Here is a 13,693-nt window from a genome sequence, read left to right as displayed (position 1 = left end):
TTTTTTAATATGATTTTTATTTTTTTTAAAATATGAGATGTAGAAGAGTATATATTAAAGTTGAATGATGGGCAATCAGAAAGCAAAAGAATGAGTCATCGTGTGTTTGAATGGAATAGTTGAAAAATGCAATCCCTCCTCCATTTTCTTTAAATAATAGATGTGGATAAGCTTCAAACAAGCGAATACAGAGTTTCATTCCAAGAGAATGATTCTTCAGCAAGATTTTATAAAGCCATTCATTGACAAGAGGGATGTACCGATTATCGAGTGCAAGGTGCTTCAAGCATAGATGTAAATCGTTGATTTCATCCTCGAGAAGGGGGCGACTATTGGCGAGAGATAGAATGCAGTGAATTTGAATCTGATCTCTTAGGAAAAAGCATTGAAGAAGTTGTTTTTCAAAAAAAAATTGAGGGTGTGTTTTTTTACGGAATTTCTTTAAAAGTTTAGTTTCAATAATGCTTAAAAGATGATCGTTTTGAATCCATTCAATATCCTGCTTTAAAGAAATTTCAAGACCAGGCTTCAGTAGATTTAATTGCGCTTGAATATAGCCAAAAACATGTTTACAGATTAACTTCACTTTGAGCAAAGATACACTTTTGCTTGTATGGGAGGCATCTAAGGAAATGTATTTGTCATGTAACTCAATTGTTTTCCAATCCTCGATATCTTTTAAATGAGTCCGGATTAATTCCAACTGACGCGAGTCATATGCTAAAAACATAGGTGGGTTATTTTTTTAAATAATGGAGTAAAATTGCTCCTGCTACAGCCACATTCAAAGATTCCATTTTTCCAGACATCGGAATTGTCACATGTTGAGAAAATAAAGGATGGGTGGAAGAAGAGACCCCTCGAGCTTCGTTACTAAGTACTAAAGCGACTTTTTCAGGGGGTGTGATGTCTTGCATCGGAGTACCTGAAACATCGGCTACCCAAGTTGTTAATTTATTGTGAGTGAGAATCTCTTCAAGCTCTTGTAAATCCCCTTTTCGATAGGGAAGGCGAAACGTTGCTCCGCGAGCTGAGCGGATGGCTTTTTCATTAAAAATATCGCAACTTTGATTCACAATAAATATGCCTTCCCACCCAAAAGCTAAAGCGCTTCTAATGAGTGTGCCCAAATTTCCAGGATCATTGATCTGATTGAGAACGAGTAGAGAGCGGATGTTTTTCAAAGGTGAGGGGGAAGGCATTTTGACTTCAGCCAAGACTCCTGGAGAATGTTGCATGCCCGATATTTTATCCAAAATGGCTTGATCAACCTGAAGGATTTCCTCAGCAGAAATTTCAGAAGGGATTAAGCATAAGTCTACTGTCAAAAGCCTTTTGATGGGATGTGTTTTAGCCACTTCGGCAATGACCGTGCTCCCTTCTAAAACGACACTTTGATGCTCTTGTCTGTAATCGCTATTTTGACGAATTTTTACTAAATGCTTAACAAGAGGATTTTGTAAACTAGAAAGTGATCGGATATTAGTCATCATAATGGCCATAAGGGGGATTGTTTAAGACTCGACAAGGCATCTTGTGCATTTTCGAGATTATTTAAAATTACGATCTTCTCAGCTTCTTTTAAAAGAAGGCCCATTTGTTTACTAGGAAGAATCCCTTGATCCATCAAAAAAGCGGAAGAAATGAGGGGATTTTTGTGTTGGATTCGTTCAATATGTTTGGCTAGTTTTTTTCTCAGGTTTTTATGGAAGTTTGCTAAATCTGTTCGCTCTTCCTCTGTTGCGGCATTGGCTATCATGATATCAAGACAAATTTGTGCTTCTGGCAGAGCATAATAATGGGTCCATTCGACCCAGTTGTCACCCGCATTGGCACTATTCATCAAATTTTGACCTTTTCGATAAACTTCGACATAATGGCAATCCCGTTTGCTTGTTTTCAGTTCTTTAAAAATATCTAAAAGGGTTGTCAAAGAAAGATCAGGAAACAGCTGTGCGAGATAGAGGATTGTTGGGGTTTCGTGAGGATACAAATGAAAGCTTTTGACGCGGTGTTTGATAGCATTTAAATGTGTATTTGCAAGGGTTGGAAAAATTTCAGCTAAGAGTTGCAACCGATGGAGTTCGATTAAAGCGTGGTCGAAAGAAGGGTAATTACTCATTTTGCAGAATTCTTGCCAGATTCTTTCCATCGCGACCGATGGAAAAAGAGTTGATGCATTTTCAATGATGGCTTCTTGCGTATCAGTATCAATGATAAAACCAAAACGGGAGGCGAAGCGGATCGCGCGTACCATTCTCAAGCGGTCTTCTAAAAAACGTTCTTGAGGGTTGCCTATTGTGCGAATGATACCAAGATCTAAGTCTACGGCTCCGCGTACAAAATCAAAAATGGTATCCTCGATTGGATCATAGAACATCCCGTTGATGGTGAAGTCACGTCTTTTAGCATCTTCTTGAGGTGTTGATAATTGAATTTTTGAGGGTTTACGTCCATCGAGATAATCAAAATCTTGACGAAATGTGGAAATTTCATATTGATGTCCTTCGATGAGAACGATGACGACCCCAAAGGCAAGACCAACGAGTAAAGTGTGAGGGAATAGATCTAAAATTTTCTCTGGCGGGGCATTGGTTGCAATATCGATATCAGAGGACGGGTGGCCCATGAGATAATCGCGGACCCAGCCTCCGGCAAAATAGGCAATATATCCTGCTTTGACAAGTTTTTTGACGATTTCCGTAGCGTGTAATTGTGCTTCATCCATGCGGCTTTAACCGAGTTTTAGCGCTATTGTACTGGATGTGAGGATGCACAACAAGAGAAAATATCTTAATACGTAACCAATTCGCCTTTCTGAACCGTTTGATTGATTTGCATTCCCCAAATTTTCCAATTTCCAAGTTCTTTTTTTAAAGCATAGTCAATTGTCATACTCTTATTGAGTTGGTGTAATTCAACTTCTATGACACCAATTTCACGTTCAATGACTGATTGACCATATTTGATCGATTCATATTGGCTTAAGAGGGGGAATTCTTTGATATATTTTTCAAATAAAGGTAAAGGAGTGTTGATTTGAAATTCTTTGGAAGTGAGTTGGTAAGCTTCTTTTAACTTGCCTTTTGAAATCGCCGACAATTGTTTATCCACAACAATTTGCAAGCTTTTAGCGGGATTATTCAAAGGAGAATTTTTATCTGAAGTCAGATAAAAACGCATACTCCAGACCTTCCACTGTCCATGTTCTTTTTCAAGCTCATATTCAATCGGGTATTTTCCTGAAGGGGTGTGGAGGATAACAACTATCTGTGGACGCTCTTCTGAACTAACAAAATCTTTAAAATCGATATGTTCATAATTAAATACAAAAGGGTAGGTTGAAACAAATTTTTCAAATTCATCAAAAGGCGTTTCTTTTTGGAATTGTTTGGATATTGTTTTGGTATAAGCGCTATGTGAATCCTCAGCTTTTAAATAGGCTAATTGGTTTTTTACGAGCATTTGGAGTTGATTTTGTTGTTCAGAGCTCGAATTAGAAATGTGAGGGTCAATGAGCTCGATGCTTAAGATTTTCCAAAAACCGTCTTCGTCAATAAGCTTGTATTCTATATTTAACTTTTGATTGTCTTTAGAAATCAATATGCCTTTGAGTGTTAAAATATTATCTTGAAAAGTAGACTCATAGAAGTTAATCGTTTTATTTTCATGAAAAGCTGGTTGATGCTGAATGAATTCCCTGAATTTGTCTAGACTTGTGGTATTTTGGAACTCTTTAGATGTATAGCTATAATAGGCTTCCGTAATTTTATTAGCTCTTAAGGCTTCCAGTTGTTTTTCTACTGTCTCTGTTAATTCCTTAGATGCAATGTAAACGAATATGAAAAAAAGAAGAGCGAGGATGGCAAAAATAGAGAGCCATTTTTTCCAGCGAAATTTTTTTTGTAACGGAGGCGAAGGTGGTGATGGTATCTGACCAGGCTCTTGTGGATTAGCCTTTTTACCGCAAGAAGGGCAAAATTGGCTATTGTCCGATAAGGGAGCTCCACAGTTTGTACAAAACATAATTGTTTAACCCTTTGATAAAAGTTAAAAAGTAGCTAGATAGCGATAAAATCTAGAACACCACCGGAAAAAGGAAGAGCCCTTATTGGTGACCTGTCTTTAAACTTGACAATGGGAATGAAAGATAAAAAAATCAAATATTTTTTGTTGTTTTTTTAGAATGAGCCAAGGCTTTTATGGTAGGAACCATAATGTTCAATTAAATAATCAGCTTTTTTGTAATTGGCTTTTTTTAATTCTTCGTAGATACGCAAACCTTGAGCATTGGCGCCTTGCTGAAAGTAAAGCGCCCCTAATTTAAATAGGGTATCGAGATCGTGTGGGCAGAGCTTTAAAATGGCTTCATATTCTCGGATTTCTTCCTCAGGCATCCTTAAATCATGGTAGCTATAAGCCAGCTGGGCGTGAATCCAAGGATCATTAGGAGCATAGTCGTTCAAAATTTTAAATTCTTCAATGGCTCTTTCAGCAGTTTTACGGAATTGAAGAGCAAAAGCTTCACTATTTCTTTGAGGAGGAATCCATCGATCTTCAGCTGTACCCTCTGTTTCAGGGGATTGGGCATAAAGACCTGATAGCATCACATAGGCATTTGCAAGAGCTGCGTGAACTTCTAAATTGGTGGGTTCAAAACGAACTAAACGTAAATATTCTTCTACGGATGTATTCAGAAGTAACTCTTTCGTTCGATGAATGTCTTCCCAATGCAATTGGCAGCTTAGCTTTTCAAAAGAAGATGTAAGAGAATTCAAAAAGGCGGGAGGGCGATAAAAAGTATATTCTTTTCCATCTAGGTGTGCTGCAAATTTGCAGCAAGCGTTGGCGAGGGATACATGATGCTCAGGAACGCCTTCTTTATAGCTAAATAAATTTTTACATGCTTTTAAGTAACGTTCCTTAACATCAGTTAGTTGCTCTCGTTTTTTTGTTTGAAAGTAGAGAGTCAAAATAAAATAAGTAAAAACGGTGAGAAAAATAAAAGCTAAACTAAAAGCTAAAAATGAAGAGTTAATTAAAAATGCAAAAAAAGAAATTAAAAGTGATATTTCAATAAATATCGTAAATAAAAAAAGTGCATGAAATAAAATATGCCCTTTAATTATTTTTTCAATTTGCGGTTCTACAAAACTGATCACTTTGTTAATTTGTTCATTAAAAAAAATGTGATCTAGCTGAAAGAAACCATCACTTTCAACTTTTGGAGATGCCATGGCGTAATCCCTGATCGCTCAATACCGATATATATCAGGGTTATAGTGTTGTTTCGAAATTTATACAAGAGATTTCTACTTACTTTAAGAACTTTTGGGAGACCAAATGTATTATTTTAATTAAACGTTTAAGTAAAAATATTCAATTTATTTAAGCTGTTTTTCTGTATTTAGTTTTTATTCGTTAACTAATGATAAGGAAGTGTGGTTTTGTAAAACTAAATACATTTTATAATAAATAAAATGAAAAACTGAAATTTAGCAAACAACAGCGTGAAAAAAATTGCATTTAGCCATTAATAAGTTCAGCTGAAGGTTCCGGAGTTTGTACAACAATGGGTTTTTTGAGTTCTTCCAAATAGAACACAAAAAGTCCGATTAAAACAATGCCGGCCGAGATAAAGAAAGGTAATGAAACGGTCTCTCCCAAGTAAAACCAGCCAAATAAGGCCGTAAAGAAAGGTGTGGTAAAACCAGCAAAGGACATAAAAGTGGGAGAATATTTGCGCAGTAAAAACCCATATAAATTGTAACAAATCAGATTTGAAACAATGATTAGCAAAATCGCACATTCAACGAAGGGGAAGAATTCGTTATAAGGAGCAGGACTCCAGCTTTCGACGCCCCATGAATGAATAAGGGCGAATGAACCTCCAATCAGCATGCTTACACCATTCGCCATCATGGGGGAATAGCCGCGGTCAGCAACGAGTTGTTTGAGTAGAATCCAGCCATAAACACTCGATATAGCCGCGATGATCACCGCAATTTCTGCCCAAGACAGAATAAAAAAGTGACCGGTTAATTCTTCTTCTTGGGTGGTCGTTAAAAGAATCGGAATAAATCCTGAAAATCCAATAAGAAGTCCTAACCACTTTTTCCCAGTCATTACTTCTGAAAATAGAAGATAGGATAAAAGAGCGGATACGAAAGGGGAAAGGCTATAAATAAAACAGGTTTTAAAAGTGGTTAAGTATTTAAGCCCCCAAAATTCCAAAATATTTGTTAGATAGATACTAAAAAAGCCTAGCCCGACAAATAGAAAAAGATCTTTTTTAGAAATGGTAAATTGGTCACGTGCCCGGAAAAACTGATAGGCTAACATTAAAATCCCAGCACATAGCATGCGTGTGCCCACAAAGAAAAAAGGTTGAGCATATTGCAAGCCAGTCTTGGAAATAGTGAAGACACTAGCGAATAGAGCATAAAGGAGAATGACTAAGTACATATTTAACCTAACTTCCTAGGAGGCATAATAAAGATAAAACAAAAGTATAATCTAAATTGCGAAAGAAATAAATTAAAATCGTTTCTATTTAAAATGTCGCCTTGAACTGAGGATTTTCTGAATCGCCCCATCATCATCTTCATCGTAGATATCACCAATAATTTCTTCAAAAATGGCTTCCATTGTGACAATTCCCTTTTTTGCGGTTCCAAGATAAATGATGCCCATATGGGTGTGTTTTTCTTGCAAAATACGTAGTGCTGTTAAAATAGGCACACTTTCCTGCATCGCCACAATCGGTCTTGCTAAGGATGGCCAATTAGAGTTCCCTGATTTTTGGAATGCGAAAAATTCTTTCGAATTTAAGATCCCGATCACTTCTTCATCTTTTAGTATAGGAAGACGTGTATGTCCAGAAGAAATTACCGTTATAGCCACATTCTCGATGGGATCTGCGATATTAACCGAAACAACGCTATCCCATTTAACCATAATTTCAGCCACACTGGTTTTTTCAATTTTAACAAGATTAACCATATATTGCTTATTAAGAGGAGATATTAGATTTTCCAAATCTAAAGAAGAAATTTCCTGATCTTCCGGAGCTGTATGTTTTTTAGGGAAAAGAGCAATGATTTGTTTGGTGGTCCACTCCAAAAGAATCACGGTGGGATAGAGGATGCGGCTTGCAAAATTTATCCAAGGGGCTGCAACAAAGGAGAAAGAGAGGGAGCGCCGGAGAGCCAATGTTTTAGGGACAAGCTCGCCAAGCACAACGCTGGCAAAAGTAAGGGGAAGGACAACTAATAAAATAGAAAGAAGCTCTGCGGAAGTTTCCTTTAATCCAAAATGATGAACGAGCCAAGGAGCGATCTTCTCCCCAGCTCCTGCACCACCGATCGCCGCGGCAAAAGCACCCACAAAAGAAATCCCTATTTGCATCACTGAAAGTGTGCGTTCCGGGTTTTCGCGCATCTCTAGCAGTAATTTTGCTTTCTCGTTACCTTGCCTAATCAAAGCTTTTAAAGAGGATTTACTCACGGCGATAAAAGCCGCTTCCGATCCTGCTAGTAGGGCATTAATAAATAAACATATTCCAATAAACAACAATTCCAACATAAGAATTTAGCTCATTTTATTGGTGTGTTTGGCCATTGTTGTTTCGATTAAAGCTAAATGCTCTTTTGTCCATTGCAAGGTCAAGGCAATGCCTTCTTCAAAAGTTGTTTTCGTTTTAAAACCCAATTGGAGGAATGATTTCTCGGGACATCCAAATCTTTTCCCCGAATTATCCCAAGATCTTTTAGGTAAATTTTGGGTAGGTGTTGGATTGCCAGTGAGTTTATTAATTGTTTCAGCCAAGGTGGAAATGGTGATCTCATTGCCGCTTGCCAAATTGTACACGTCTCCAGCTGTTCCATAAAGAGCACAATGCATGAGTCCACGTGCAATGTCTTTGACATAGATGAAATCACGAGATGCATTTCCTCCATTTTCTAGAGGAAGAGCCTCTTGTTTTAAAGAGCGATAAATAAACGTGGGAATCACATTGCGCCAAACTGTCGCAGGAGTTCCACGCCATTGACCCGCTCCTAAAATTTCACGTGGACCATAAACATTTTGAAAACGTGCTCTGACGATCGGGCTTCCATGTTGTTTGACATAATACTTGGAATAGAATTCTCCAATGATTTTGGAAATGGAATAAGGACTATCCATATCCAGACTCACGGTATCAATTTCTTTTGAAGCATGGGCTTCATCGAACGTTTTCTCTGCAATCGCACATCCTGCCGCAGAATAAACCACTTTTTTTAAGGACGTAAAGCTTTTGATTTTTTCAAAGAGCTTTAAAGTCGTAAGCGTGTTGTTTTGGTGATCCGCTAGAGGATCATGAATCGAACTTTGATTGCCATGATAGGTTGCAAGATGAAAAATAAAGGCATATTCATCTTGCAACTGGTCTAAAACACGATCATCTGCAATCGATCCTTCCGTGAAACTGACACGTGGATCTGTAGGGATATTCAATTTTTCTGCAGATAGCAAATTATCAACAATATGGACACTTGCGTGTGGAGACGTTGAGAGAATTTCATGGACGAGATTACTGCCCACGAATCCGGCTCCCCCTACAATGAGAACTTTTTGATGATTAAATGCCTGATCAATGGTTTTCATGTATGACTCTTCTCTTCTAAACGTAGATGGGTAAAGGTTTGTGTGATCCCATGGACCTTATACCATTCAATCGCAGCTTTGACGCCTTGACTCAGCGGTGTTGAGACTTTCCAGCTGAAATCCTGGTTTGTTTTAGTTGGATCGATCAAGATTGTGAAGACATCATCTGGATTTCGTTCTCTGACTTCCACTTCTTGGTCGAGTGTGATGTCAAGTGCTTTAACCGTTTCGTCAAACAGTTCTTTAATCGAGTAATCGGATCCACTGGAGATATGATAATAACCTTTTTTTCCTTCTCCATTCAGAGCTTTTACAACCACTTGAACAAGATCATCGATGTAAATAAAATCTCGTCGTGTATTCATCACAAAACAAGCTTTTTGGGTGGTTAAGCGGTGAAAAAAAGTAGGCAAAGGTCCACTTAGATTGCGTGGGCCGTAAGCATTCGCTAAACGAAACGAAATAAAGTTAAGCCCTGAGAGCTCGATATAATGCTCTCCTGCCGTTTTGCTAATCGCGTAGCTGCTTCCGCATGATGAAATCGGATGATCGAGCGTAATCGGTTGCTCGGAAGGTTTTAAACCATAGCATAGGGCTGTTTGAAAATAAATCAAACGATCGACACCCGCTTTTTTGGCCGCTTGAGTCACATAAATGGTTCCTAAGACGTTTGTTTGAGCATCCTCTTCCCAATTATCTGGATCTTTGTAAGCTGCAGCTGCATGAACCACTTTATCGGGAGAGAACATTTCAAAGATCGAATCAACGAAGTGTTTATCCGCAATTGTGCCTTCAAAAACTTGTAAGTGGGGGTGTGGCTGTAAATTGTCTCGACGACCCGTTTGGTAATTATCGATAACAGCAACCTGATGACCGTTTTGCAGTAAGTAATCTGCTAGGTGGGATCCAATAAATCCAGCACCACCTGTGATGAGAACTTTCATGTGTGGCTTTTCCTTTCTTAAAAAGCATTAAATTAAGTTTATACTGACAGTGTAGTAAATGGTATTCTTTCTTCCGCATCTCGAACCATTTTTCTAAATTCGGGCGCTCTATCGTGATAAAGCCTATGCCAAAGCTCGAGAGAAAGTAATCCCCAAATTTTCCTTCCAAATTTAGATTCGGAACCCAGATTTTTTAAGATACTTGTGGAATTAAAATAAGGGCGACTTTGCAAAGATTGGCTAGAGAAAATGTCGTGTGCAAAATCTTTTAAATCATTTTTTAGCCAATGATTAAGAGGAACAGGGAAGCCCATTTTATCTTTGCGATTAAGAATTCCTTGAGGAAGAACATGTTGCATCGTATTAATTAAGACTTTCTTCAGTGTGCCATCTTTAAATTTGATGTTCGAAGGCATTGTGGCAGCAAATTCAATCAAAGGATGGTCAAGAAAAGGGACACGGGACTCAATGCCATGTGCCATACTCATCCGATCTTCCACGTGGAGCAAAGCTCGTAGAAGCGTTTTAAAATCAAAATGCGTCATGGAATCAAAATAAGATTCTTTTGTGACATTTTTTCCATGAAAAACATTTTGAAATTCTTTAAATGGAGAATATGGGCCAAAACACTCCCATCGAATTTCGTCTTGCAATGAAGGTGCTCGGTTGATAAGTCTAAAATAGCGGCTATCAATATCCTCAAAAAGACCCTCTCTCCAAAATTCTTGTAGGAGAGGTTTATAATTTTTCAACGAAGCGAGATTAGGGATAATCGATTCATAAGTGACGATAAAATTTCCATTATCCATCGTTCCGTTAATTGCGGCCTTGATACATTGCTCAAAATAGGCAATTAGATAACGGGCATAACCACCAAAGATTTCATCGCCTCCTTGCCCCCCTAATACCACCTTACAATGTTGAGAAGCTAACTTAGCGACATGGTATTGAGGAAAAGAACCCGGTCCAGCAATGGGATAATCTAGATGATAAATAATCTGGTGGATCGTCTGTAAAAAGTCTTCACTCGTGATATTGACTTCGTGCAGTTCAATGTTGTTTTCTTTGGCGAGTAAACGGGCGTATTCGCTTTCGTCATACTCAGATCCCAGATCAAATTTCCCATTAAACCCTTTCAGACCAATTTGAGAGCATTGTGCGGTCACAGCCGAAATAATCCCCGAGTCGATGCCTCCGCTAATGTATACCCCAACCGGAACATCGCTTCTGCCATGAAGCTTGACAGAGTCTTCGATCAAATCTTTTAATTTTTCTTCAAAATATCGGGATGTGTGATCAAAATCTAGATCGTAATACACTTCCCAATACTTTGAAAAGACATGTTTCCCCTTTTCAACCGTCAAAGAATAAGCAGGGGGAAGTTCTTGGATATTCTTAAAGAGCGTTTTAGTCCCTAGAGAAAACTGAAAAACCAAATAATCTTGCAAGGCTTCTAAATTGGTCTCAATGGAAGGGAGAAAAGGGAGGAGAGCTTTTGCCTCCGAAGCAAAATATAAGGTGTGATTTATCTCAGTAAAATAGAAGGGTTTTATTCCAAAGCGGTCGCGTGCGCAAAATAGTCTTTGATTGGTCTCATCCCAAATGGCAAAGGCAAACATTCCGCGTAAATGGTTGACACACTCTTTTCCCCATTTTTGATAAGCAGCAAGAATAGTTTCTGTATCAGAATGGGTTTTAAATGGATAATCTTTCAGCTCTGCCCTAAGTTCAAGATAATTATAGATTTCACCATTATAGCATATCGTGTTTCCATAACAATCCTGCATCGGCTGCAAGCCCATTTCAATATCGATAATGTTGAGCCGGCGATGCGCAAATCCAATAAAACGGTTGGGGTGTTTCCAAATGCCTTCACCATCGGGTCCTCGATGCTTTTGCAAGCGATTCATGACATCAAGATGGGCATGAAGATGAGGATAGGTGTTTTGCTTAATTTGGTGAATTCCTGCAATTCCACACATGGAATTTCCCCTCTTGTAATACAGTTAAAGCCCAATTTAAGCATCAACTCAAAGACAATTAACAACTAATTGAGCGAAGAAGGATACTTTACAAGAAGAAAGATAAATAATAAAGGGGGATTTAAATGGTATTCCGTTACGATTTTGCAGGGTTTTTTCTTCGTGGCTGTCATTCTGTTGAAGCAGGCTGAGGATGAGGTTGTGCAACACCAGGCTGAGATTTTGTGGATTCGGAGTGATAAGAAGGAAAAGGTTGGGCTGCAATAAGGTGAGGTTGTTGAACGCCTAGTGCAGAGGTTGAAGTCGAGGAGTGTTTATCAATGGTTTCGACGATGTCCTTTAAGTCATCCATTTTTTTTATTTTTGCTGGGTCTAAATTAAAGGCAGCCACAATTTGCGTAAACAATTGCTGTTTATGTTTTTGCATATCTTCCGCGCTTAGTTTTGAGATAGCAATGTTGAGGAGGCTGTATAGTTCTTTCTTGTTAGCTTGGCTTGATTTTAAGGATTCAATGTCCTTAAAAATTTGAATCAGAAGATTATTTAGATGATTTTCATCTGCAATGATCTCTTTTTCATAAACTTCTGCTTTTTGAATATACGCATTAATATGTGAAGCCAATGTATTCATCATTTTCTCCCACTGCATTTATTTTTAATTATACAAAAAAAACAATAAGTGAAAAGTAACTATTTAAATAAGTTGCATAGGTAAAAATAAAACCTTTTAATAGTTTCTGAAAACTATTGCGTAAGTACACTTCTTTAAACAACTAAATATAATATGTTTGTGAATTTAAAAAGTGATGATTCAGAGAGTGTCTTCAAAATTGAATTTTGATGTATATTCCGTCTCTTTTTTTATTTGAGGGACACTGTCATGAGAAAAGCGTATCCAGATGATTTTACAGATGATGAATGGGCAATTGTAGAGCCATTACTTCCAAAGAGGAAATCAAACCATGGGCGAAAGCCAAAACACTCGAACAGAGAGATTCTCAACGCAATTTTGTATCTATTAAGGACTGGTTGCCAATGGAGGCATCTACCCCACGATTTTCCTCATTGGAAATCCGTATACACACTGTTTTAAGGTGGAGCCAACAAGGTGTGTTCGAGGATTTGAATAGACAGTTGGTAAAACTTGCACGGATAAAGAAGGGAAGAACTCCAGACTCATCCGCAGAAATAGTTGATAGCCAGTCAGTTAAGACAACAGAAAAGGGGGCTTCAAAGGATACGACGGGGGAAAGAAAGTCAAGGGTAGAAAAAGGCACTTACTGGTTGATACTCAAGGGTTAGTGCTTGGAGTATTCGTAACGGCTGCAAATCTAGATCGAGAAGGTTTGCTGGATGTCATTGAAAAAGCGAAATCGGTATTAAGCCGTGTGCAGATTATATGGGCAGATGGAGGGTATACAGGCAAGTTCTTGATACCAAATATGAGATGTCGAGTTGAGGGTTGTCAAAAGAAGCGATAAAGGTTTCAAAATATTGCCAAGAAGATGGGTAGTAGAGCGGACTTTTGTAAGGTTGGGTAAACAGCGGAGACTGAGCAAAGACTATGAATATCGTCCTAGAACTAGCGAAAGCATGATATATCTTGGAATGTTGAAAACGACCTTACGAGTAATTCTATGAATGGTTCAAATTTGAAGACACTCTCTCAGATCTAAATTTCCTAAATGTGATATCTACTACAAAATTTCAGGTTATGAAAACAGTCGTTACAAACAGGGCTAACGCATGAAGATTTTACTTGATAAATGAAGAGATGATAATTGATCTTGGTTCCTTTTCAAAGGAGCCGTACAATGTTAGATCAAACTATTCAATCAAGTTCGATCATGATTCTTGGAGCCATATAAATTTCGTGAATGATCTCTTTGGCATACTTTTGAACCCTTTTTGGCATTTTATCTAAAATATTAGCCGTTTTATGCACCCAACACCTTTGCTGCTTTGTTGCTGAAAACTCTTCATTTAAAGCCGCTCAAAAGCCAAGTGCTCCATCTCCAATCGCAAGCTTTGGTCCTTCTTTGAGACCTCGATGTTTTAAATTTTGCAAAACTTCTTTCCAAGACAGCTTGCTTTCTCGGTGCCCATCATGGATCATGATAA

The 13,693-nt window shown here is 38.1% G+C and carries 11 protein-coding genes and 2 pseudogenes; 1 reads left to right on the top strand and 12 read right to left on the bottom strand.

The window, feature by feature from the left end:
• Positions 1–25: 25 nt before the first annotated feature.
• From AB7E63_RS12110 to AB7E63_RS12060, 11 genes are all read right to left on the bottom strand, one after another.
• Positions 26–730, bottom strand: coding sequence for a hypothetical protein (locus AB7E63_RS12110; protein ID WP_428419584.1), 705 nt, complete (start codon positions 728–730; stop codon positions 26–28).
• A 7-nt stretch (positions 731–737) separates the two neighbouring features.
• On the bottom strand, positions 738–1,493 hold the full coding sequence (locus AB7E63_RS12105; protein WP_428419583.1) for a TrmH family RNA methyltransferase: 756 nt from the start codon (positions 1,491–1,493) through the stop codon (positions 738–740).
• On the bottom strand, positions 1,490–2,728 hold the full coding sequence (locus tag AB7E63_RS12100; RefSeq protein WP_006340639.1) for a CCA tRNA nucleotidyltransferase: 1,239 nt from the start codon (positions 2,726–2,728) through the stop codon (positions 1,490–1,492). Before AB7E63_RS12100 ends, AB7E63_RS12105 begins: the two co-directional genes overlap by 4 nt.
• Positions 2,729–2,793: 65 nt before the next feature.
• The gene (locus AB7E63_RS12095) at positions 2,794–4,026 is read right to left on the bottom strand and encodes a DUF4864 domain-containing protein (RefSeq protein ID WP_006340638.1); all 1,233 of its coding nucleotides are present in this window, start codon (positions 4,024–4,026) and stop codon (positions 2,794–2,796) included.
• 155 nt (positions 4,027–4,181) lie between these two features.
• Positions 4,182–5,237: a tetratricopeptide repeat protein gene (locus AB7E63_RS12090; RefSeq protein WP_006340637.1), complete on the bottom strand. Its 1,056-nt coding sequence runs from the start codon at positions 5,235–5,237 to the stop codon at positions 4,182–4,184.
• Positions 5,238–5,526: 289 nt separating this feature from the next.
• Entirely contained in the window at positions 5,527–6,465 is a 939-nt protein-coding gene (locus AB7E63_RS12085; protein ID WP_006340636.1) for a DMT family transporter, read from the bottom strand.
• Positions 6,466–6,549: 84 nt separating this feature from the next.
• Positions 6,550–7,584 carry a hemolysin family protein gene (locus AB7E63_RS12080; RefSeq protein ID WP_006340635.1) on the bottom strand — a complete coding sequence of 345 codons (1,035 nt, stop codon included), beginning with the start codon at positions 7,582–7,584 and terminating at the stop codon, positions 6,550–6,552.
• 6 nt (positions 7,585–7,590) lie between these two features.
• Complete coding sequence (locus tag AB7E63_RS12075; RefSeq protein WP_006340634.1) at positions 7,591–8,646, bottom strand: NAD-dependent epimerase/dehydratase family protein; 1,056 nt, start codon at positions 8,644–8,646, stop codon at positions 7,591–7,593.
• Positions 8,643–9,590 (bottom strand): NAD-dependent epimerase/dehydratase family protein, encoded by a 948-nt coding sequence (locus AB7E63_RS12070; RefSeq protein ID WP_006340633.1) that lies wholly within the window; start codon positions 9,588–9,590, stop codon positions 8,643–8,645. Before AB7E63_RS12070 ends, AB7E63_RS12075 begins: the two co-directional genes overlap by 4 nt.
• 38 nt (positions 9,591–9,628) lie before the next feature.
• Positions 9,629–11,572, bottom strand: a complete 1,944-nt coding sequence (gene asnB, locus AB7E63_RS12065; protein WP_006340632.1) for an asparagine synthase (glutamine-hydrolyzing) — start codon at positions 11,570–11,572, stop codon at positions 9,629–9,631.
• 169 nt (positions 11,573–11,741) lie between these two features.
• Entirely contained in the window at positions 11,742–12,206 is a 465-nt protein-coding gene (locus AB7E63_RS12060) for a hypothetical protein (protein WP_241208973.1), read from the bottom strand.
• 246 nt (positions 12,207–12,452) lie between these two features.
• Between AB7E63_RS12060 and AB7E63_RS12055 the strand changes: the two are divergent.
• Positions 12,453–13,213 (top strand): annotated as a pseudogene (locus AB7E63_RS12055) (IS5 family transposase).
• A gap of 214 nt (positions 13,214–13,427) precedes the next feature.
• On the opposite strand, the pseudogene AB7E63_RS12050 reads toward AB7E63_RS12055, so the two are convergent.
• Positions 13,428–13,693: pseudogene (locus AB7E63_RS12050) on the bottom strand (transposase); the annotation flags it as partial.

Origin of the sequence: Parachlamydia sp., from assembly GCF_050255895.1 — a bacterium.
In the GTDB taxonomy this organism is placed as follows: Bacteria; Chlamydiota; Chlamydiia; order Chlamydiales; family Parachlamydiaceae; genus Parachlamydia; species Parachlamydia acanthamoebae.
The sequence above is the reverse complement of the archived record's forward strand: the minus strand, read 5'-3'. Positions and strand labels throughout refer to the sequence as shown.